The sequence below is a fragment of the Pseudomonas quasicaspiana genome (assembly GCF_021147825.1).
Classification (GTDB): Bacteria; Pseudomonadota; Gammaproteobacteria; order Pseudomonadales; family Pseudomonadaceae; genus Aquipseudomonas; species Aquipseudomonas quasicaspiana.
Window position 1 is genome coordinate 20,552 of record NZ_JAGTPI010000044.1, and the last position, 22,401, is coordinate 42,952.

16 protein-coding genes are annotated in these 22,401 nt (G+C 57.1%); 9 read left to right on the forward strand and 7 right to left on the reverse strand.

The window, feature by feature from the left end; genetic code table 11:
• Positions 1-2: 2 nt before the first annotated feature.
• The gene (locus KDX30_RS21375) at positions 3-527 is read right to left on the reverse strand and encodes a CsiV family protein (protein WP_231672381.1); all 525 of its coding nucleotides are present in this window, start codon (positions 525-527) and stop codon (positions 3-5) included.
• Between the two features lie 11 nt (positions 528-538).
• On the reverse strand, positions 539-3,991 hold the full coding sequence (gene mfd / locus KDX30_RS21380; RefSeq protein WP_231677425.1) for a transcription-repair coupling factor: 3,453 nt from the start codon (positions 3,989-3,991) through the stop codon (positions 539-541).
• 216 nt (positions 3,992-4,207) lie between these two features.
• Between mfd and KDX30_RS21385 the strand changes: the two genes are divergently transcribed.
• Positions 4,208-5,671 carry a glyceraldehyde-3-phosphate dehydrogenase gene (locus tag KDX30_RS21385; RefSeq protein WP_027898081.1) on the forward strand — a complete coding sequence of 488 codons (1,464 nt, stop codon included), beginning with the start codon at positions 4,208-4,210 and terminating at the stop codon, positions 5,669-5,671.
• A gap of 227 nt (positions 5,672-5,898) precedes the next feature.
• Here the strand turns inward: KDX30_RS21385 and tcuC are convergent, their stop codons facing one another.
• Positions 5,899-7,191 carry an MFS transporter gene (gene tcuC / locus KDX30_RS21390; RefSeq protein WP_099269245.1) on the reverse strand — a complete coding sequence of 431 codons (1,293 nt, stop codon included), beginning with the start codon at positions 7,189-7,191 and terminating at the stop codon, positions 5,899-5,901.
• A gap of 330 nt (positions 7,192-7,521) precedes the next feature.
• On the opposite strand from tcuC, the gene KDX30_RS21395 reads away from it, so the two are divergent.
• Together KDX30_RS21395 and sthA are read left to right on the forward strand one after the other, a co-directional pair.
• A complete protein-coding gene (locus KDX30_RS21395) occupies positions 7,522-12,057 on the forward strand; it encodes a dermonecrotic toxin domain-containing protein (RefSeq protein ID WP_231677426.1) in 4,536 nt (1,511 codons plus the stop codon).
• Between the two features lie 312 nt (positions 12,058-12,369).
• Entirely contained in the window at positions 12,370-13,764 is a 1,395-nt protein-coding gene (gene sthA / locus KDX30_RS21400; protein WP_027898719.1) for a Si-specific NAD(P)(+) transhydrogenase, read from the forward strand.
• A 42-nt stretch (positions 13,765-13,806) separates the two neighbouring features.
• Here sthA and KDX30_RS21405 read toward each other — a convergent pair whose 3' ends face one another.
• Both KDX30_RS21405 and KDX30_RS21410 read right to left on the reverse strand, forming a co-directional pair.
• On the reverse strand, positions 13,807-14,529 hold the full coding sequence (locus KDX30_RS21405; protein WP_231677427.1) for a glycerophosphodiester phosphodiesterase: 723 nt from the start codon (positions 14,527-14,529) through the stop codon (positions 13,807-13,809).
• 195 nt (positions 14,530-14,724) lie between these two features.
• The gene (locus KDX30_RS21410; protein ID WP_027898717.1) at positions 14,725-15,306 is read right to left on the reverse strand and encodes a PilZ domain-containing protein; all 582 of its coding nucleotides are present in this window, start codon (positions 15,304-15,306) and stop codon (positions 14,725-14,727) included.
• Positions 15,307-15,431: 125 nt separating this feature from the next.
• Here KDX30_RS21410 and KDX30_RS21415 point away from each other — a divergent pair, with 125 nt between their 5' ends.
• The 5 genes from KDX30_RS21415 (at position 15,432) to queF (ending at position 20,203) form a co-directional block, all read left to right on the forward strand.
• Positions 15,432-16,682, forward strand: coding sequence for a lipoprotein-releasing ABC transporter permease subunit (locus tag KDX30_RS21415; RefSeq protein WP_231677428.1), 1,251 nt, complete (start codon positions 15,432-15,434; stop codon positions 16,680-16,682).
• Between the two features lie 7 nt (positions 16,683-16,689).
• The gene (gene lolD / locus KDX30_RS21420; protein WP_176469878.1) at positions 16,690-17,373 is read left to right on the forward strand and encodes a lipoprotein-releasing ABC transporter ATP-binding protein LolD; all 684 of its coding nucleotides are present in this window, start codon (positions 16,690-16,692) and stop codon (positions 17,371-17,373) included.
• Positions 17,374-17,447: 74 nt separating this feature from the next.
• Positions 17,448-18,692 carry a lipoprotein-releasing ABC transporter permease subunit gene (locus KDX30_RS21425; protein ID WP_231677429.1) on the forward strand — a complete coding sequence of 415 codons (1,245 nt, stop codon included), beginning with the start codon at positions 17,448-17,450 and terminating at the stop codon, positions 18,690-18,692.
• A gap of 94 nt (positions 18,693-18,786) precedes the next feature.
• Positions 18,787-19,299 carry a copper-resistant cuproprotein CopI gene (gene copI / locus KDX30_RS21430; protein WP_049826770.1) on the forward strand — a complete coding sequence of 171 codons (513 nt, stop codon included), beginning with the start codon at positions 18,787-18,789 and terminating at the stop codon, positions 19,297-19,299.
• Positions 19,300-19,372: 73 nt separating this feature from the next.
• Positions 19,373-20,203: an NADPH-dependent 7-cyano-7-deazaguanine reductase QueF gene (queF, locus tag KDX30_RS21435; RefSeq protein WP_206361660.1), complete on the forward strand. Its 831-nt coding sequence runs from the start codon at positions 19,373-19,375 to the stop codon at positions 20,201-20,203.
• A gap of 74 nt (positions 20,204-20,277) precedes the next feature.
• On the opposite strand, the gene KDX30_RS21440 is transcribed toward queF, so the two are convergent.
• Both KDX30_RS21440 and KDX30_RS21445 read right to left on the reverse strand, forming a co-directional pair.
• On the reverse strand, positions 20,278-20,541 hold the full coding sequence (locus KDX30_RS21440) for a DUF4404 family protein (protein ID WP_027898263.1): 264 nt from the start codon (positions 20,539-20,541) through the stop codon (positions 20,278-20,280).
• A 270-nt stretch (positions 20,542-20,811) separates the two neighbouring features.
• Entirely contained in the window at positions 20,812-21,420 is a 609-nt protein-coding gene (locus KDX30_RS21445; RefSeq protein WP_231677430.1) for an HAD family phosphatase, read from the reverse strand.
• A 209-nt stretch (positions 21,421-21,629) separates the two neighbouring features.
• On the opposite strand from KDX30_RS21445, the gene KDX30_RS21450 reads away from it, so the two are divergent.
• Positions 21,630-22,331 (forward strand): MlaA family lipoprotein, encoded by a 702-nt coding sequence (locus KDX30_RS21450; protein WP_027898265.1) that lies wholly within the window; start codon positions 21,630-21,632, stop codon positions 22,329-22,331.
• Positions 22,332-22,401: the final 70 nt, after the last annotated feature.

Genomic DNA, 22,401 nt, shown 5'->3' on the forward strand with positions numbered 1-22,401 from the left:
AATTAAAGAGGCGATACTTTCACCAGCATGGCCAGACTTCCGTGGTCCATATATATCAATTCGCCGTTCTTGACCCGGGTGGTCTGTTTCAGGCGTTCGCTGCTGGTCAGCACACCATGGGCATCAAGCTGGTTGACCCAGAAGTCTGCCGCGATATCGGTGAAGCGTGCAATGCCTATGCTCAAGGTGCCTTCAATCGGGAAGTGTCCCCACCGTTCCTCACCGCTGCTGACGGCGACCTTTCCCGGCTCCGCACTCAGGCTCTGCTGCCAGGCGCGGTGCAGCAATACCTGATAAGTACCGCTGGCGTTGAGTTTGTCAGCCAGGTCCTTCAAGGCAACGCCGCGCTCACTCTGTGCATCAATCTTCTGTGCGTTGGCTGCCCAGTTCTCGGGTGCGACCTGACGCGTTGCAGCCGGTTCGCCTTGCTGGCGGAACAGGATCATTTCGACCTGAAAGTTGCCATCGGCAAAGGCTGCTGGCGCGATCAGCGTCAGCAGCAGGATGAGTGAGTGAAGCACACGCATGGATGAATCCTTCAAGCAGTTTTCGAGGTCAGGCGCTCGAACAGCGCTTCAATGGTGTTAAAGCGTTCTTCCGGACGCTCCATGGGCACCATGAATTTGAACAGCGTGGCACCTTCGAACTTATAGCGGTTAGGTTGGCCCTGAATCAATTTGATCAGGGTCAGTGGATCAACCGGCGTGTCGGCAGCAAATTCGATGCGCCCGCCTTGTGGGCCTGCGTCGACCTTCTTGATGCCCAGTTGCTCGGCCTGCAATTTGAGCAGGGTAATGCGCACCAGATGCTTGGTTGGCTCGGGGAGCAAGCCGAAGCGATCGATCATTTCCACTTGAAGATCCTTGAGGCTGTCTTCGTCAGTGGCATTGGCGATGCGCTTGTAGAGAATCAGGCGGGTATGCACATCCGGCAAATAGGCTTCCGGTATCAGGGCTGGCACGCGCAGGTTGATCTCCGGTCCGCCGCCCAGTGGCTGATCAAGGTTCGGTTGTTCGCCCTTGCGGATCGATTTCACCGCACGTTCGAGCATTTCCATGTACAGCGTGAAGCCTACTGCCTGAATCTGCCCGCTCTGGCCGTCGCCCAGCAGCTCGCCCGCGCCACGGATTTCCAGGTCGTTGGTGGCCAGAACGAAACCGGCACCCAGATCCTGAGTATTCGCGATGGCCTCCAGACGCTTTTCTGCATCCGGAGTGATTTGCTTGCGTGGCGGTGTCAGCAGGTAAGCATAGGCCTGGTGGTGACTGCGTCCAACCCGGCCACGCAATTGGTGTAGTTGCGCCAGACCGAATTTATCAGCGCGCTCGATAATGATGGTGTTGGCACTTGGTACGTCGATGCCGGTTTCGATAATGGTCGAGGCGATCAGAACGTTGAAGCGCTTGTGATAGAAGTCGCTCATCACCTGTTCGAGGTCGCGTTCACGCATTTGCCCGTGACCGATACCGATACGCGCTTCCGGCACCAGTTCGGCCAGATCGGCGGCGCATTTTTCGATGGTCTTCACATCGTTGTGCAGGTAGTACACCTGACCGCCGCGCAGCAGTTCACGCAGCAAGGCTTCTTTGACCGTCGGCTTGTTCTGTTCCATGACGAAGGTGCGCACCGACAGGCGTCGGGCGGGCGGCGTGGCGATGATCGACAGATCGCGCATGCCCGACACTGCCATGTTCAGCGTGCGCGGGATCGGTGTCGCGGTCAGGGTCAGAATATCGACTTCGCTGCGCAACGCCTTTAGCTGCTCTTTCTGACGCACACCAAAACGGTGTTCTTCGTCGATGATGACCAGGCCCAGGTTCTTGATCTTCACGTCGTCCTGCAGCAGCTTGTGCGTGCCGATGACGATGTCGATCTTGCCCTCAGCCAGATCCGCGACCGCGGCACTGACTTCCTTGGCGGACTTGAAGCGACTCATCACTTCAACGCTCACCGGCCAATCGGCGAAGCGGTCGCGGAAGCTGTTGTAGTGCTGCTGGGCGAGCAGGGTGGTCGGCACCAGAATCGCCACCTGACGACCACCATGCACGGCAATGAACGCTGCGCGCATGGCCACTTCGGTCTTGCCGAAGCCCACATCGCCGCAGACCAGCCTGTCCATGGGTTTTGGCGCGAGCATGTCGGCGCGGACGGCATCGATCGTGGTTTGTTGGTCCGGTGTTTCTTCAAACGGAAAGCCCGCGCTGAACGTGGCGTAGTCGGCTTTGGGGTCGGCGAATGCGTAGCCTTCCCGGGCTGCGCGGCGGGCATAAATGTCCAGTAGCTCGGCCGCGACGTCGCGCACTTGTTCGGCGGCTTTGCGTTTGGCTTTCTGCCAGGTTTCCGAGCCCAGTCGGTGCAGCGGGGCCAGAGCGTCGTCGCTGCCGGTATAACGGGCGATCAGGTGCAGGTTGGCCACCGGGACATACAGCTTGGCGTCCTCGGCGTAGGCCAGCATCAGGAACTCCGCGACCTGATTTTCCACTTCCAGTGTCGCCAGCCCCAGATAGCGACCGACGCCATGGTCGATGTGAACGACGGGAGCACCTTCACGCAGTTCGGTGAGGTTTTTGATGACGGCGTCATTATTGCCACCGTCGGTGCGTTTCTCACGACGCCGACGCTGCATCACCCGTTGCCCGAACAGCGGGCTTTCAGCGATCAGGGCGATAGCAGGTTGTTCGAGCAGCAGGCCGTCATCCAGAGGGGCAATGGTGATCGACAGGCGATCCTTGCCCTCAACGAAGTCATTCCAGCTGTCGACCGTTTTAGGTCGCAGCTTCAGACGTTCGAGCAGTTCCAGCAGCACCTCGCGGCGACCGGCTGACTCTGCGGTAAACAGGATGCGGCCGTCGAACTCTTCAATGAATTTCGACAGGGCGGCCAATGGCTGACTGGCCTTGGCTTCGATCGCCAGCTCAGGCAGCAACTGCGCCGGGAAGCGCTCACGGCCGACGCCGGTGTCCACGTCCTGCTGGCTGGCCACTACCCGCGGCCAGCTTTTCAGGCGGGCAAAGCAGTCTTCCACAGGCAGGAACAATTCGGCGGGAGGCAGGAGAGGCCGCTCGGGGTCTACGCGACGCTCCTCGTAACGGTTGCGCACGTCATTCCAGAAGTTTTCCGCGGCCTGTTCAATGCCCGGCAGGGAAAACACCTGAGTGTCCTGAGGCAGATAGTCGAACAGCGTCGAGGTCTCTTCAAAGAACAATGGCAGGTAATATTCGATACCGGCCGGTGTGATGCCGCTGCTCAGGTCCTGAAAGATCGGGCTGCGACGGAAATCCACATCAAAGCGCTCGCGAAACCGGGCTTTGAAGCGGGTCACTTCTTCCTTTTGCAACGGGAATTCACGTGCAGGCAAAAGACGAACCGACTCGACTTTATCGATGGAGCGCTGGGTTTCAGGATCAAAGGTGCGCAGCGTTTCGATTTCGTCATCGAACAGGTCGATCCGGTACGGCAGTTTGCTACCCATCGGGAACAGGTCGATCAGGTTGCCGCGTACTGTGAATTCGCCGTGCTCGTAAACCGTGTCGACATACCGGTAGCCGCTGGCCTCCAGGCGTGTACGCATCGCCTCGATATCAAGCGTCTGGCCAATGTCCAGCACCAGACTGCTGCCCAGCAGGAACTTGGTCGGTGCCAAACGATGTAGGGCTGTGGTGATGGGCACTACCAGAACGCCATGCACCAGCTCTGGCAGGCGATAAAGGCTCGCAATCCGCTGGGAAATGATGTCCTGGTGCGGTGAGAACAAATCGTAGGGCAGGGTTTCCCAGTCCGGGAAATGCAACACCGGCAGGCTGGGCGCAAAGAACTTCAGCTCTTGCTCGAGTCGCTCGGCACTTTGGCTGTCGGCGGTCAAAAGCAGGGTGAAGCGCTTGGCGGCACTGGCAGCCTCGGCAATCGCCAGGCTCAGCGCGGCACCGGGAAGGTTGCCCCAGTGTTGTTTGCCTGCCGCGGCAGGGAGTAGCGGTAGACGCAGAACAGGCACGGAAGATTGAGCTCCAAGCGTTGCGACGAGGGCCGCGATTGTACCGGGGGAAGGGTGCAAATGTCAGGTCTAAGACTACGCTGTGATTCAGAAGTGCACGCCTTGGCAATTTCTGAAGTGCAGCGGAACAAAATGTAGTGCTCGCTGATCTGACTACGGCGCATTGCCCTTAAACAAAGGCGGCGGCATAATGTAGCCCCTTTTTTCAGCCCCTACATGTGGAAGGTTCCCGTGACTCAGAAGCCCGACCAGTGTCTTGGTGAATGGATTGATCGTGAAGCTCTCGCCGAGACGATGATCCCGCTTATCGGTCAGCTCTACCGCAATAATAATGTGGTGAGTTCGATCTATGGCCGCAGCCTGATCAATCGATCGGTTATCGCGATTCTCAAAGCTCACCGCTTTGCGCGTCACCGCCAGTCCGATGCAAGCGAGTTGTCCGTACACGAGACTTTCCCGCTCGTTAAGGCCATGAGCGAGCTCAAGCTGGGCTCAGCCTCGGTGGACCTCGGCAAACTGGCCGTCAAGTTCAAGACTGAAGGCAACGGCCGCACCGCCGAGCAGTTCGTTCGTGAAGAGCTGGCCGAGCTGGTGGGGCAGCAGAACGCTTCGCCACGCAAGGGCACTGATGTTGTGCTGTACGGTTTCGGCCGGATTGGTCGCCTGCTGGCGCGCATCCTGATCGAAAAAACCGGCGGCGGCGATGGCCTGCGTCTGCGTGCAATCGTCGTCCGTAAAGGCGCCGAGAACGATCTGGTCAAGCGCGCAAGCCTGCTGCGCCGCGACTCTGTGCATGGTTCCTTCGATGGCACCATCACTGTTGATGAAGCCAACAGCACCATCACTGCGAACGGCAACCTGATTCAGGTGATCTACGCCAAGAATCCGACCGAGGTGGATTACACCCAGTACGGTATCAAGGACGCACTGCTGGTAGACAACACCGGTGTATGGCGTGATGCCGACGGTCTGGGTCAGCACCTTGGGTGCCCAGGCATCGACCGCGTAGTGCTCACCGCTCCAGGCAAAGGCAAGCTGAAAAACATCGTGCACGGTATCAACCACGGTGAAATCACTGCTGACGACAAGATCGTTTCTGCGGCTTCCTGCACCACCAACGCCATCGTGCCGGTGCTCAAGGCCGTCAACGACAAGTTCGGCATCGTCAACGGTCACGTTGAAACGGTTCACTCGTACACCAACGACCAGAACCTGATCGACAACTTCCACAAGGGCGATCGCCGTGGTCGTAGCGCCGCGCTGAACATGGTAATTACTGAAACCGGTGCTGCCACTGCTGCTGCCAAGGCACTGCCTGAGCTGGCTGGCAAGCTGACCGGCAACGCGATTCGCGTACCGACGCCGAACGTTTCCATGGCGATTCTCAACCTGAACCTTGAGAAAGCGACCACCCGCGAAGAAATCAACGAGTACCTGCGCTACATGGCGCTGCACTCGGACCTGCACAAGCAAATCGACTTCGTGAACTCCCAGGAAGTGGTTTCCACTGACTTCGTCGGCTCGCGCCACGCCGGTGTAGTGGATGCTGAAGCAACCATCGCCAACGATAACCGCGTTGTTCTGTACGTCTGGTACGACAACGAATTCGGTTACAGCCACCAGGTGGTGCGCGTGATGGAAGACATGGCCGGCGTTAACCCACCAGCGTTCCCGCGTTAAGAGCAGTTACAAGCTTTAAGCGACAAGCTACAAGCAGAAACGAAAACGCCCCGACCGGGTAACTGGTAGGGGCGTTTTTTGTTGTGCGCTGTTTTTGATGTTCTGTATTGCAGAGATCAGATCTTGTAGGAGCGCGCTTGCCCGCGATAGCGTTGAATCAGGCGATAGTTTGTTGCATGAACTAACGCTATCGCGGGCAATCGCGCTCCTACTGCGGCGACTCCGGATTATCCGGCAGTCACAGCTTCAGGCGCTTGCAGCTTCTGGCCGCCTTTGCGGAACAGCACCAGTGTGGCGACCAGCCCAAGAATTGCTGCGCCTGTCAGCCAGATGCCCGGTGCAGCTTTGTTGTCCAGCGCGTGAATCAGGTAGGTGCACGCTGCCGGGGTAAAGCCGCCAAAGGTCGCAGTTGCCAGGCTGTAGGCCAGGGAGAAGCCGGTCGTGCGCACTTCTACCGGCATGATCTCGGTCAGGGCAACCACCATCGCGCCGTTGTACGAGCCGTACAGGAATGACAACCAGAGCTCGACCATCAGCAGGTTACCGAAGCTCGGGTTGGCGACCAGCCAGGACAGGGCAGGGTACGCCGTCGCAATGGCCAGAACGGTTGCGGCAACCAGCAAAGGTTTGCGGCCAATACGGTCAGACAGCGCGCCCATCACCGGCAGCCAGATGAAGTTCGAAATCCCGACGAAAACCGTGACGATCAAGCTGTCGAGGTCGGACAGGTGCAGCTCGTTTTTACCGAAGGTCGGCGTATACGCAGTAATCAGGTAGAAGGACACGGTGGTCATGATCACCAGCGCCATGCCGCCGAGCACCAGGCCGAAGTTCTGGCCAATCGAGCGCACCACTTCTTTCAGCGTCGGGCGATGAGTGCGAGCTTCGAATTCCGGGGTTTCTTCCATCGAGCGGCGAATCACGAAAATCACCGGTACGATCAGGCAACCGATCAGGAACGGCACGCGCCAGCCCCATTCGCCCATCTCTTCCGGGCTCAGCCAATGGTTCAGGGCAACACCCAGCAAGCCGGCGAAGACCACGGCGGCCTGCTGACTGGCGGACTGCCAACTGACGAAGAAACCTTTACGGCCAGGGGTAGATATCTCCGCCAGATAAACCGAGACACCTCCCAGTTCCACGCCAGCAGAAAAGCCCTGTAGCAAACGACCCAGCAGCACCAGCAACGGCGCAGCGACGCCGAGGGTTGCATAACCCGGCACACAGGCAATCAGCACTGTGCCCATGGCCATCATCGCCAGGGTGACAACCAGACCTTTTTTTCGGCCGTGGCGGTCAATGTAAGCGCCAAGGAAGATCGCCCCCAGCGGACGCATGAGGAAGCCAGCGCCGAATGTTGCCAGTGAAAGCATCAGTGAGGCGAATGCGCTGTCGGCAGGGAAGAAGGTTTTGGCGATGGCAGTGGCGTAGAAGCCGTAGACCATGAAGTCAAACATTTCAAGGAAGTTGCCGCTGACAACGCGAAATATCGCCTTGCCTTTGCCGGTGTTCGAGGTCATTGAAAATTACTCGCTTGGGCTATCTGGTCAGGGCCTTATGCACTTGCAACATCAGCCAGAAGGCTCTGGCCCGGTTATGTTGAAGCGACAAAGGCCCCAAAGGATCCGTTGTATTTTTATGTCCTGCTGCACCGCTCGAGGCTCCTGCCTGCACGCGCTGCACAATTGTAACGATATGTGTAAAACGCCTTAAAGACAACTCTTGATACTTTGTAAGTGCATTTGGCAGACCGTTGGCAGGGGCCGGATTGCATTACTTTTGTATGTCATTGCCGGCCCGTCGAAGGTGTTAACTCCGGTGAGATATTTCAATCACCAAGAGTTAAATCCATGACGATCAAGCTGGCCGTGGCGGAGCAATTCGCCTCCCGTCCTTCTCTGCGTGAGCTGGCTACGAGCAGCCTGCGCAGTGCTTTAATTGTGCGTTTTCCAGACTTGGCCATCGACCCTGAGGCGGTTTCGGTCGTGCCCCGGACCTTAGGCGACCCGGCTATGTCGCCCAAATCAATAAGGCCTTCTCTGGTGGATAGCCTTTTTGAATATTTTCAGCGCCGGGCAACACCGCAGTGGACGAACACTGGCTTTGCGCTTATGGCCGATCACGGTGCTTCATCTGAGCAGCCATTAGCTGTGGATATGGAGGAAATCAGCACCATCGTCGGCCAGTCAGCGTTGGCGCTGATCGGCGACTTCAAACAGTCGATTGCTGATTTCTGGAGCCGGCCCTGCGCCATCGGCGGCAGGCTTACGACTCGCTGGGCCTGGCTTTCGCAGTCGATCAGGCGAGATGTCATGGGTCGGTTGGCGGCGCTTGATGCGTCTTGTTCAGATCAGCGTGCCATGCTCCGTACCATCACTACTCTGTGTGGCAAAAACGAACAGCCGGGGGTTCAGGCGGGTATTGCGTATGTAACGCTGATTCAGGATGGTGTTTCGGAAACGCGGGGGATACCCGCGTTAGTGGCACTTGAACAGTCGACGACCGACCCTGAGGTATTGGTTTACCGTCTTTTCGGGGAGAGTGAACGCTACACGCTGGCTGGCTGGGTGACGCGCCTGCGGCAGGACTTCATTCAGGACCCCAGGCATCAATCTCTGGAGTGGGGGTTCTACGAGCCTGATAACGATGTGTTCGAGGATCTGGGTCGTGCCATTCTGGAAAATCAGATCAGGGCCGTGCATTACTTGACTCATGCTGCCTATCTGGAAGTCGCGACGCTTGAGCGTTACCTGGAAGCGTCGACAGATGTTGGGGCTTTATTCGTCAAACAGCCAAAGGCTGATGCCGAGTCGCTTCCTGAATGGCTAAGCAAGGCAAGCGATTCGGACCGAATCTCTTACAGCCGATCCATGACCGCTTTGGCTGTATTGCAAGCCAATACGCAAGGCAGGACATTTAACGAAGGATTGCCGCCCATCGCGGAGTTTGCGTCTCAGGCCCTTGTGAGGCAGATGCTTGAGGATCATCCAGACGCCACACAGGTACCTTTGAGCGAGATAGAGCTGGTCATCGACAAAGTGACCGCTGTGGCCGCCGGGTCTGGCGGTCAGGTGTTTGCTCAGGGGGAAGTGGAAAATGTTCGCATGACACTGTCTGAGTTTGCGCTGGAGAATCTTGTCGGCTTACCTGTGGGTACGGTGACGCTACGCCGGAGCACTGATCAGCCTTTGCCGGACTGGCTGACCGTAGGTTATGCCAAGCACCTGGTTCAGGCAGTCAACGTCGGCCAGACCTACCCAGAATTGCTGCGCAGATTGCTGATTACCGATGCCAATGAAGCTGACAGGCGACGCTTGCTGTTCTGCAATCAGTTGCGTATCCAGCTTCCGCTGAAGGCTCTGGAGCAGAAGCTCAAACGGGAAGGGGCGATAAGTGATGCCGGTTGCCGGTTGATTGCTGCCTTGCTGAACGATTTGTGGCCCATGCGCGAAGAAGACGAGCAGTCTGTAGTTCTGCGCACTGTGGGTTTCAAGGCCTGGCACACGGGGCAGGTGGACAATGTCGGCAATATGTTTGTGATTGGCCCGCTGAACATCGAGTCGGGCCCATATCTGCTCTATCAGCCCTTTCTCGCGACGCCTTTGACGCAATTCAGCAACTGGAAAGCTCTGCGTGACGCCATCGCTCAGCCCGGTGCCTTGCAACAACAGGTACTGACCTGGCTGAGTGATGCGGCACGCCCTGTTTATGCCAACGGAGGATTCGATGAGCCACATATAGTCCGCTTCGGGCTTGGCTCCGAGTTTGAGCCGCTTGAGCGGCCGCAACCGACAGTATTGAGCCGCGATGTCATGGCTGGTGATCCGCTTGAAGCGTTGTTCAAAGCCGTTGCCATGGCGCTGGTGCAGTTAGCCGATCGCGAGTCGGTTTCCAACGTCGAAAACCGCTGGGCGAACCTTAAGGAAGGAGGCTGGCTGCTGCTCGAGATGTTGCTACCCCTTGTTGGTGGCTCATTAGGCCACTCCGCGTGGCTTTTGCAATTGCTAGGCAGCGCCGACCAGCTCCTGACGCTGGCGGATGACGCCGAGCAAGGTACGCGCTCGGCGGCGCTTGCGGATTTGCTGCTCAACGTGGCGATGATTGTCCTGCATCAGGGTGTCATATCAGCCTCAGGCCCGGTGGTTCGTAGTGGCAAGCCTGGGGTTGATGCGACGCTCAGCTCTCAAGAAATGGATGAAAACCCGATGGCTCCGCGGACGCTGAATATGTCGGCCGGTAGGGACGGGCTCGATTTCAGCTGGTCCAACCCGCTTTCTCGACTTACTGCAGCTCAGCGCTCCAGGCTGCTGACCTTTAATGTCTCACCCGAACCGCCCCTTGATGCAGTGACTCTCTCTGGTGTTTACACCGGTTTGTACGAGGGCCATGGAAAGTGGTACGCACGGGTTGATGGGAGTTTGTTTCGCGTTATCGCTGACCAGGACTGTGTGTATATCGTTCAGGACGATGACCCTGACGTTAAGGGGCCCTGGCTGACTCGGGACGGCCTGGAGTGGCGGCTGGATCTGGGGCTGCATTTACGTGGTGGCGGCCCAAAACAGAATGCCCGAAAACTCGCGCAGGCTAATGCAGCGAACGCCCGGCGTATTAACGATGGCCTGTCCGAACTTGTGAAGCGGCGTGATGCATTGCTGAAAAACATGCTGGCCTACGATCAGCAGCTAAAAACTGCGCAGGGCCCGGTGCGTCAGCTTTTTATGGATCGCTATGAAAGCGACCTGGCCGAGCTGGTCAGTGTGATGCAAGAGCGTGTCAAACTGGAGCGGGAACACCGGCCGGGGGACCGCCCTGCGGAAAAGGACGTTGCCATCCAGTTGCAGAGTCTGGCCCGGCATATCTGTTACTTCGAAGGCATGCTTTTTCAGGATCAGGCAATCATTGCCAATAATGAACTGGCGAACCTGCGCACCCTGGCCTCTGGCGAAGCAGTGGTGCCCGAGAATGCTGAAGCTTACTTTGATCTGTTCCGCAAGTTGACGATCGCCCAGACAAAAGGGCTGCACTGGTCACAGATGCGTGAGGCCGTTTGGGTTCAACTGCGTGACGTTCCAAAAGTGGGGCAGGAATATTGGCGCAATGAAGTCACAGAGGCATACGGCAACAATCAGCCTTCGAATCTGGACTGGAAAGCCGTTCATATGTTTTCGACGCTTGAGCTGGTGTTCAGTCGTCCAGAAAGCATGTTTAGTGATGACCTGAAGCAACTGAGGACTCTGCGTAACGACCAGAATCTGCATGCGGCGATTGCATCCCACCTCGAGCTGGACAGGCCCAATACGTATTCACTGGCTGAAAGCATCAGTGTTCTGGAAAGTGCGCTCAAAGAGTACGATCGAGCCAGTGACATCAGTACCTACATTCATGCTTTGGAGTTCTCGGGCAGGAGAGGTCAATACCTTGAGCAGTTCATTGCCCAGATCGGTGCCTTTCAAGATGTCGCCCTGCAACGGCTCACGCTGTTGATCAAGGAAAATACCGAAGCATCAGATACGTTTCCTGAACAGAGGCCCAGGGTTGCGAGGCCTGGCAAGCGGGTGATCAAAACCCGCGGCCACCGGACCTTCATCGGCAACATTCGCCAGAGCGCCGTCGAGTCTGAGGGCGATGTGGTGGATGTCTCCGATGCGCTGACCAGTAAAGTGATCAACACATGGCATCAGCACGCTGACGGTGAGTGGGTTGAGGTCATGACGCCTGAGTCCGCCGCTAAGCCAGTCATCCCCCGCGCCTTGCCAGCAGAGCTGCAGCGGCAGGCCCGGGAACATCTGGCAAGAGTGGAGGGCAGTATCAACAGTGCATGGAGGCAATCAAAACGGGCGAGTGAGCCTGAGGACATGGAAGATATTCTCGTTCAAAGGGCTGAAAAGCTGATCGTGCTGATCGACCAGATGAAGCCCTTCAGTGATGAGGCATCTGCTTCAGGTTTTGCAAAAGAGATGCAGGATCTGGCAGCGGCGGCCGCCCGCTTGAAAGATCAGGGGCGCTTGATTCGTATTGCGATGATCAAGGCACAGCCACCCACAGCTGCGCGTATCAGTTATCTGCATCAGCAGCGGGAGATCGATATTTCCAGTTTTGGCGGTCGAAAAAATATGTCTGGAGCCCGGCGTGATGATTTCCTTCAGGAGTTTGCCATTCGCGACAAAGACCATCAGATACTCTGGTGGGCGCATTTTCACTACGCTACCGAAAGTGCCAGCCCTGACGCGTTCACAGCGGCGCATCTGAAGTTGCCGGCGCAGCGGTTGCTGGGCTACAAGGCACTGGTCAAGGCGGCAAAAGCCAATCAGGAGGTGGTCAGCATTTACCGCAGTTCGATTGGCAAGGAGATCGCTCAGCGTCTGTTTCTGGTGCTGACCCCTTGAGTGGGGTCGATCGCAGCGTGGCTTGAAAGCTGCGTTGGCTTTTTTGTGATTTGCGACGGCAAGCGCTTTATCATTTGCAGCCTTGGAGTGTTCGAATGTTTGCCGTCTGCATGACGTGGAGCGTCGCGGGAAAAGCCAGAGCGTCATTTTGTCGCAGACAAAAGTGGCTTGCGGCGCTACCAACGGTTAATGTTCCACGCTTCGGCGGCGGTTTAAACTGCGCGCCAGATTCTGATCCTTCATGTCGCTGGCCGCGACGTGATTTAGCCAGAGATGCCAGAGTGGCACCTCGGCCTGTTCTAAGGAGTACGCATGGCTGTCTACAACTACGACGTAGTAGTACTGGGTTCCGGCCCTGCCGGAGAAGGCGCGGCAATGAACGCCGCCAAGGCAGGGCGCAAAGTAGCGATGGTCGACAGCCGTCGGCAGGTCGGCGGTAACTGCACACACTTGGGTACCATCCCGTCCAAGGCATTGCGTCACTCGGTCAAGCAAATCATTCACTTCAACACTAACCCTATGTTCCGGGCCATTGGCGAGCCACGCTGGTTTTCGTTCCCGGACGTGTTGAAAAACGCCGAAATGGTTATTTCCAAGCAGGTTTCTTCGCGCACTGGCTATTACGCCCGTAATCGCGTCGATGTGTTCTTTGGCACTGGCAGTTTTGCTGACGAGAACAGCATTGATGTGGTGTGCGGCAACGGCGTAGTGGAGAAACTGGTCGCCAACCAGATCATTATTGCCACTGGATCGCGCCCATATCGCCCTGCGGATATCGACTTTTCCCACAAGCGTATCTACGACAGCGACACCATCCTCAGCCTCGGTCACACCCCGCGTAAGCTGATCATTTATGGCGCTGGCGTTATCGGTTGTGAGTACGCTTCGATCTTCAGTGGTCTGGGCGTCATGGTCGAGCTGGTGGATAACCGCGATCAGCTACTGAGCTTTCTGGATTCGGAAATTTCTCAGGCGTTGAGTTATCACTTCAGCAACAACAACGTGATGGTTCGCCATAACGAAGAGTACGAAAAAGTCGAAGGTCTGGATAACGGTGTGATCCTGCACCTCAAGTCCGGCAAGAAGATCAAGGCAGACGCCTTGCTGTGGTGTAACGGTCGTACCGGCAACACTGACAAGCTGGGGCTGGAGAATGTTGGTATCAAGGCTAACGGCCGCGGCCAGATTGAAGTCGACGAAAGCTACCGCACCAACGTGCCGAATATTTACGGCGCGGGCGATGTGATTGGCTGGCCGAGCCTGGCCAGTGCCGCTTACGATCAGGGGCGTTCAGCTGCAGGCGTTGTAGTCGATAACGGCAGCTGGCGCTATGTCAACGACGTGCCAACCGGCATCTACACGATTCCGGAAATCAGCTCGATCGGCAAAAACGAACACGAACTTACGCAGGCGAAAGTGCCTTACGAAGTGGGCAAGGCATTCTTCAAGGGCATGGCGCGGGCGCAGATTTCCGGCGAGCGTGTGGGCATGTTGAAGATCCTCTTCCATCGCGAAACTCTGGAAGTGCTGGGTGTGCATTGCTTCGGCGACCAGGCATCAGAGATTGTGCACATCGGGCAGGCGATCATGAACCAGCCGGGTGAAGCCAACACCCTGAAGTATTTCGTCAACACAACGTTCAACTACCCGACCATGGCTGAAGCTTATCGGGTAGCTGCTTACGATGGCCTGAACCGGCTTTTTTAAGCGACTCCGGCCGGTGGCCTGAGCCGGCCGGGGAGACCGATTTCAGCGATTCTCGAGGGTGGCGCTGGCCAAACCGGGAAAGTCTGTAATCAGGCTGTCCACGCCGAAGTCGGCGAGCCTGCGCATCAACGCAGGTTCGTTGACCGTCCACACCGACACATGCAAACCCTGACGCTGAGCTTTTTGCTGGCGCTCAGGGGTGCAGAGTGTCCAGTTCAATGCCAGGTACTCGCAGCCATAGCTTTGCGCGACTTTCAAAGGGTCGAGCCATGCGTATTCGGCGACAAGACCGCGCGATATGTCCGGCGTCAGTTCCAGTGCCGCTTTAAGCACTTCCCGAGAGCTTGAGGTGATGGTGATCTTGTCCAGCAGGCCATGGCGCTGAGCCATTTCACGAATGGCCAGTACGGTTGATGCGGCGCGGGTGCGGGATGCGCTTTTGACTTCCAGCTGCCAGTGCGCGAAATCGCACTTTTCGAACAGCTCTTCAAGGCGTGGGATCGGGCAGGGATTGATCCAGCCGGGGCCGCCTTTGCGTGCGTCATACGTCACCAGATCGGCGGCGCTGTGTTCGATGACTTTGCCGCGCCTGTCGGTGGTGCGTTTCAGGGTCGGGTCGTGAATCACCATCAATTCCCCGTCACTGGACAGGTGCAGGTCCAGTTCACAGCGCCGTACGCCGTGCTTGAGGCATTCCTGAAAGCTGGTCAGGGTGTTTTCCGGTGCTTCGCCTTTGGCGCCGCGATGGCCATAAATAAGGGTCACGTTTACTCCTGGTGGCCTTCAAGGCGTTGGTCTTGGTTTGATAGTCAGTTATGTACTGTTATCGAAATGCATCCTCTGGATGAAATACATTCCCTGTAGGAGCTGCCGAAGGCTGCGAAGCATTTAGTCTGACGCACCGCCATCGCAGCCTTCGGCAGCTCCTACAGGTGCAGCGTCTGCTTGGCCTGCTTTTGTTTACTCAGGCTTTTCCTGCTCCAGCGCCTGACGCCGCAGCGCAGCTTGTCGTTGCAAAATGTATCTGGCCAACAGCTGTCGTTGAGAGTCCGGCAGGTCGATGAACTCGGTGCCGATCTCGAATTGACCATCCAGCAGAATGTCGCAATGGGTCACTTTGGCGTGCAGCATCAATGCTGACGCTTGTGGCATCAAGACCATTTTTATCGATAGCTGGGCATCGACGGCGAAGCTTGTAGCGCTGTGAAATTGCACGCCACCTTCGGAAATAGTCACGGGTTGCGGGGCGCCCAGCTTGCCCAGAGTGGTTTGCGCCACCACCCGGCCAAGCAGTTCGATGCGCTTGCCGAACGATTGCATCAGGCTATTCACCACCCGGTCGCGGTCGTCTAGTTGGCGTAAAAGATGCTGGGATTCAAACTCGGCTATGTGTAACTCGCTGAGCAGTTCGAAGAGTGCCGAGGTTTCGCGCATGGCCTGGTGCCCAGTCTCGTCGGTACTGGACAACAGGTTAATTTCAAGTGCGACGCTGTCCTCGATACGGTAGTATTCGCGGCGTTCTTCTTCATCTAATGTCGACATGGCGAACCCATGGTAGCGGCGATGGTCATAGTGGTTGCTCGCAGTGCTCAGAGTGATTTCGAGTGTAAAGCTGCCTGCTCAGACCCGCCACAAGGACGTTCCCATTCCTCCGAACAAGTCCCTAAATGTTCAGACCTCTTTTTGTATTCATAGGCACGCGTTACACCCGTGCAAAACGCCGTAATCATTTCGTCTCCTTTATTTCCCTGACTTCCATGATCGGTCTCGCCCTGGGCGTAGTGGTGATGATAGTCGTGTTATCGGTCATGAATGGTTTCGATCATGAAATGCGTACTCGCGTACTCGGCATGGTCCCGCACGCCACCATCGAAGCCGGTGAGCCGATCGGCAACTGGCAGGGTCTGGCTGACAAGGTCAGGCAAAACCCGCAGGTGCTGGCTGTTGCCCCGTTTACCCAGATGCAGGGCTTGTTGACCAATAACGGCAACGTGCAAAAGGTCCTGCTTAATGGCATCGACCCGGCGCAAGAGCGGAAAGTTTCGATCATCGATAACTTCATGAAGCAGGGGAAGCTGGATGATCTGGCTGCCGGTGGCTTCGGCATCGTGATCGGCGACAAGGCTGCCACCAAGCTCGGGGTTGGCATTGGCGACAAGGTGACGTTCGTAGCCCCTGAAGTAACTGTGACGCCTGCCGGTATGTTCCCGCGCATGAAGCGTTTTACCGTGACAGGTATTTTTCATGTTGGAGCCGGTGAGCTGGATGGCTACCTCGGCCTGACCAATATTGATGACCTGGGCCGCCTGCATCGCTGGAAAGCCAACGAAGTACAAGGGCTGCGCCTGAAATTCGAAGACCTGTTCGAAGCGCCTCGCACCTCTTATCAAATCGCCCAGACCCTCGGCGAACACAACTACTATTCCCGTGACTGGACCCGCACCCACGGCAACCTGTATCAGGCGATCCGCATGGAAAAAGCCATGATCGGGCTGCTGCTGTTGCTGATTGTCGCCGTCGCAGCCTTCAACATCATTTCCACGCTGGTGATGGTGGTCAACGACAAGAAGGGCGACATCGCGATCCTGCGCACCCTGGGCTCCACGCCCGGGCAGATCATGGCGATTTTCATGGTCCAGGGCACAGTGATCGGTGTGGTCGGCACGTTTATCGGCGCTGTAGTGGGCATTATTGCTGCGCTCAACGTCAGTGCTGCTATTTCCCTGCTGGAAGGCCTGATCGGCCACAAGTTTCTCAATGCCGATGTGTACTTTATCGACTACTTGCCATCGCAACTGATGGCTGAAGATGTGTTGATGGTCTGCGGCGCGGCATTGGTCCTGAGTTTCCTCGCCACCCTGTATCCGGCCTGGCGCGCAGCGCGCACCCAACCGGCGGAGGCGTTACGTTATGAGTGAGTCGGGCATGAGTGATAAAGCAGTATTGAGTTGCCGCAACCTGGGCAAATCCTATGAGGAAGGCCCTGAGTCGGTAGTGGTCCTGTCCGGGTTGCAACTGGAGTTGTTTCCGGGCGAGCGCGTGGCGATTGTCGGCAGTTCAGGCTCTGGCAAAAGTACCTTGCTCAATTTGTTGGGCGGCCTGGATACACCTTCCGAAGGCAGTGTCTGGCTGGCTGGCGAAGAGCTTTCCGCATTGGGCGAAAAGGCCCGTGGCCTGCTGCGTAATCGCGCGCTGGGCTTCGTTTATCAGTTCCACCACTTGTTGCCGGAATTCACTGCGCTGGAAAACGTCTGCATGCCGCTGCTGATCGGCAAGACGGCGATCCCGGAAGCGCGTCAGCGTGCGACCGCGCTGCTGGAGCGGGTAGGGCTGGGACACCGTCTGGCGCACAAACCTTCCGAGTTGTCCGGTGGTGAACGTCAGCGTGTGGCAATCGCAAGGGCGCTGGTCAATCAGCCAGGGCTGGTGATGCTTGATGAGCCTACGGGTAACCTCGATCACCACACCGCGCAAGGTATTCAGGACCTGATGCTGGAGCTGAGCACTTCGTCGCGCACGGCGTTTCTGGTGGTGACTCACGACATGAATCTGGCCAGACAGATGGATCGTGTATGGCGCCTGGAAGGCGGTCGTCTGGTAGAAGCCTGACCTCTCCAGCCCGGCGCAATTGATCGCGCCGGGATTTGATTTTTTGCGACAATTTTTCCCACGGTGCACTGCGAATGTTTCGACCGTTATCAATATTTATTGGCGCGCGCTACACACGTGCCAAGCGCCGCAACCATTTCATCTCGTTCATTTCCATGACTTCGATGATCGGGTTGGCGCTGGGCGTGCTCGCGATGATTGTGGTGCTGTCCGTGATGAATGGTTTTCAGCGGGAAATGAGCTCGCGCATTCTCGGCATGGTGCCCCATGCAGTGATCGCGGGCGTCAAGCCGCTGGACGACTGGAAGCCGGTTGCGAACGCTTCGTTGAAGAATCCGGAAGTCACGGCCGCTGTGCCATTCACCGAAATGGACGGCATGCTCTCTTACAAGGGCGCGATGCAGCCGATTCAGATCAGTGGCGTTGATCCGGCGCTGGAGCACGAGGTGTCGATCGTCACCAAACACATCGTGCAGGGCAAGCTTGAAGATCTAAAAGCGGGCGAGTTTGGTGTCGTGTTGGGCGAGTTGAGCGCCCGTCGCTTCCGTCTGAACGTCGGCGATAAACTGACATTGATCGTGCCTGAAGTCAGCAGCGCGCCGGGCGGCATCACGCCACGCCTGCAACGCCTGACGGTGGTCGGCATTTTCAAGGTTGGCGCCGAGCTTGACGGCTCCATGGCTTTGATCAACGTCGCAGACGCCGCGCAGATAAACCGCTGGCAGCCTGATCAGGTGCAGGGTGTGCGTCTGGCTCTAAAGGATCTGTACAAGGCGCCTGAAGTCTCGAAAACAATTGCCGGAGGCCTCGGAGCAGATTATCGCGCCGATGACTGGACTCACACCCAGGGCAGCCTGTTCAGCGCGATGAAGATGGAGAAGACCATGATCGGCCTGCTGTTGCTGATGATCGTCGCCGTCGCTGCGTTCAATATCATTGCTACGCTGATCATGGTGGTGAACGACAAGGGCGCGGACATTGCAATCCTGCGCACCATCGGCGCGACACCGCGACAGATCATGACCATCTTCATGGTTCAGGGAACGGTCATCGGTATCGTCGGGACGATCATTGGTGGCGTGCTGGGGATTATTGCCGCGATCAACGTCAGCAGTCTTGTGGGCTGGATAGAGCGGGTCAGTGGACAGCACATCTTCAGCTCTGACGTGTACTTCATCAGCAATCTGCCTTCCGAGTTGCAAGCGGGCGATGTGGTGCTGATTTGCAGCGCGGGCTTTATCCTGAGCTTCCTGGCCACGCTTTACCCGGCCTGGCGCGCGGCGCAGATTCAGCCTGCGCATGCATTGCGGTATGAGTGATTGATGGCTCGGGCCTGACTCGATTCTGTTCGTCTGGCCCGGTCACTCACTTCATTGACTTCAGCCTTTGTTCGTCGCCACTCTGGAGAACACCATGCCCTCTATTGCCCGCTTCACACTGGTTGCTGCACTGCTGACACTCAGTCAGCCATTGCTTGCTTCGCCAGCTCCCGCCCTTACGTTCGGACATGCTGCGCCTGCCGCCCAGGCTTCGCGCACCATTGAACTGGTATTGGGGGATATGTATTTCGACCCCAAGGCGGTGCAGGTCAAGGCCGGTGAGACGGTGCGCTTCGTGCTGATCAACAAAGGCCAGTTGCTGCATGAGTTCAACCTGGGCGATGCGGCGATGCACGCCAGTCATCAGCAGGAAATGATCAAAATGCAGCAAAGCGGCATGCTGACGCCTACGGGTATGGCTCATCACGACATGGGCCATGGCTCCATGGAAATGAAGCACGATGATCCGAACAGCGTGCTGGTTGAACCGGGCAAAACCACCGAGCTGACGTGGACCTTTGCCAAGGCCAGCAATCTTGAGTTCGCCTGCAATCTGCCTGGGCATTATCAGGCCGGTATGGTCGGCAAGCTGACAATTACCGACTAGTCGCTGAAAGCTCGGCGCAAACCCTATAAACTTGGCGCTTATTCCGTCAGCTTTATGTGATTCAGGTACTTTCATGCACCCCGCAGCCGAACACTCGCCGCTAGGCAAGTCCAGCGAATATATCGCCACTTACACGCCGTCTCTGTTGTTCCCGATCCCGCGTGCCGCCAAATGGGCCGAACTGGGTCTGACCGCCGAGACGTTGCCGTATCAGGGCGTCGACTTCTGGAATTGCTACGAGCTTTCCTGGCTGCTGCCCTCCGGCAAGCCGGTGGTGGCCATCGCCGAGTTCAGCATTCCGGCTGATTCGCCGAATATCATCGAGTCGAAGTCGTTCAAGTTGTACCTCAACTCGCTCAATCAGACGGCCTTTGCTGATCGTGCAGAGCTGACTGCAACGCTGGTCAAGGATTTGTCTGCCGCGGCGGGTAAGCCGGTAGGCGTGCGTATCCGCACTCTGGCGGACATTGAGGGCGAAGGCGTGGCGACGATGCCGGGGCTTTGCATCGATGAGCTTGATGTGAGCATCAATAGCTACGACCGGCCTCAGCCAGAGCTGCTGCGTTGCGATGATTCCCGTATTGTCGAGCAAAGCCTGCACAGTCACTTGCTCAAATCCAATTGCCCGGTGACCAGTCAGCCGGACTGGGGCAGCGTAGCGGTGGAGTATCGCGGCGCAGAGCTGGATCCTGCGAGCCTGTTGGCTTACATCGTCAGCTTCCGCCAGCATTCGGATTTTCATGAGCAGTGTGTCGAGCGGATGTTTCTCGACCTGCAGCGTTTGCTCAACCCGGAGAAGTTGACCGTCTATGCGCGTTATGTGCGGCGTGGTGGTCTGGATATCAATCCGTATCGCAGCACTGACTCGATCAGCCCGGATAATCGCCGACTGGCCAGGCAGTAAGCATAAAAAAAGCCCGTCTTCGACGGGCTTTTTGCTGCTGGTTGGCAGGCGGTGCGTTCTAGCGTCTTTTGGCATCAAATACCGATATTGCCCAAGGTCACAACAATGTTGCGCAGAGTCCCTGCAATGCCAGGATGCTCCAGCTCGAAGCGCTCTACGGCAAGATTAACGCCGTCGGCCAGGCTCGCGTCCTGAGTCACGGACTCCAGTTCGATCTGCGACTGAATCTGCTGCGCCAGTGTTTCCAGGTCGGCGCGCTCCTCTGGGTTGAGCGGCGGGTTCTGCTCCAGTTGCTCGCGCAGGGTATTGAGTTGTTCTTGCAGTTCGCGGGCAGGCATGACGTGCTCCTTCTTTGATAAGTCTGTCCCATGGACCCCGGCGCGGGGCCAAAGGTTCTTCTTGGGTATGTGACAAGACTAATCCACTCTGGTGCGGCTTGCATGATGGCGATCAATTCAGGCAAGCATCCAGTGTGACTGTGCAGAGACTGTGCAGACTTTCCTGGAGAATTTATTCGCGAAGGCATCAGCCTTGAAATTCCTTTTTGATACACCGCCTTCGCGAATAAATTCGCTTCTACAGACTCACGCAAGTCTTGTAACTGACTATCAAGGCTTCTCTCCTTTGGTCCGGCGCAGCGCGATATCTGCCAGACAGGATTCCAGTTCGCCCAGATGATCGATCGCCGAATGCACGCCCAGCGCGTAAAGCTGCAATGTCGCCTGGCCCCGGCGGTATTCGCGCTCGGCATCGGTCAGGGCATTCCACTGAGAAGGTGACTGGCCACACAGTGAACCACACGACGCGAGGCCGACCGTCCACAGCCCGGCGCTCAAGCCCGCTTGCAGCAAGCGTGGCTCGCCGCTGACAAGTACACAACCATCCAGTTGACCGACGTTCAGCTCCATGAGCGCCTGCCAGCAAGCATGGGGAGCGGGCCAGGGTGTCTGGGCGGCAGGGGTAGCACTAATCAGCTGGCTCAATGGCTGTGCCAGCCTGTTTGCAAGGTCGTCGGGCAACTCGTCCAGCCACGCACAAGGCACTGCCTGCTGATGCAGTCTCTGTAATGCTTTCAAGGCGCCTGGTGTAGGTAGCGAATGCTCATCGCTCAGCCTGGAAGCGTTGCGCGCTTGGGCGCCAAAGTCCACCAGGCAGCCACTGAGACCAAAAAGAACGGCAGTAAAAGCGGGCAGGGGAGCTGTCACAGGGGCGAGCATGGCGATATCTCTGAAATAACGCTGAACGCTACGGGGCATTTGTGACAGTAAGATGAATATCAGGTGATGGTGTTTATCAGTGTTTTACCAGTCTTACAGACTTGAATGACCAAGGCGCTGCCAAATCCCTGTCATATGGCCTTATACTCCTCGCCTTGACGTGTGGGGGCGTAGCGCCCGCTTCATTACTTATGCCAGGAGTTTCAGCTATGCCCGTGACCGGTGCAGGTGTATTCAATCGTCTTGCTCAGCTGTGTGTGTGTGCCGGTATGGCGCTAGTGCCAATGGTTGCGCAGGCCGCCGAGGAAGATCCGTGGGAAAGCGTCAACCGGCTCACTTTCCGCTTCAATGACACTCTTGATACCTATGCGCTGAAGCCTATCGCGCAGGGCTATCAATTTATTGCTCCGCAGTTTGTAGAAGATGGCGTACATAACTTCTTCAACAACATCGGTGATGTCGGAAACCTCGCTAACAACGTGCTGCAGGCTAAACCGGCTGCAGCGGGTGTTGATACTGCGCGCCTGATCTTCAATACCACCTTCGGCCTGTTGGGCTTCATCGATGTCGGCACCAAAATGGGCCTGCAGCGCAGTGACGAAGATTTTGGTCAGACGTTGGGTTACTGGGGCGTGCAAAGCGGTCCATACGTAGTGCTGCCGTTGTTTGGGCCTAGCACTGTACGTGACGCCGTCGCCAAGTACCCGGACACCTACACCTCACCGTACCGCTACATTGACCACGTACCCACCCGCAACACTGCGCTGGGCATCAACCTGGTGGATACCCGTGCCAGCCTGTTGTCGGCCGAGCGCCTGATCAATGGCGACAAGTACATCTTTATCCGTAACGCGTACCTGCAGAACCGTGAGTTCCGCGTCAAGGATGGTCAGGTGGTCGACGATTTCTGATCTCGGTCAGTTGAAATTATAAAGGCGACCTGTGGTCGCCTTTATTTTTTACCATTTGTGAACCAGTTCC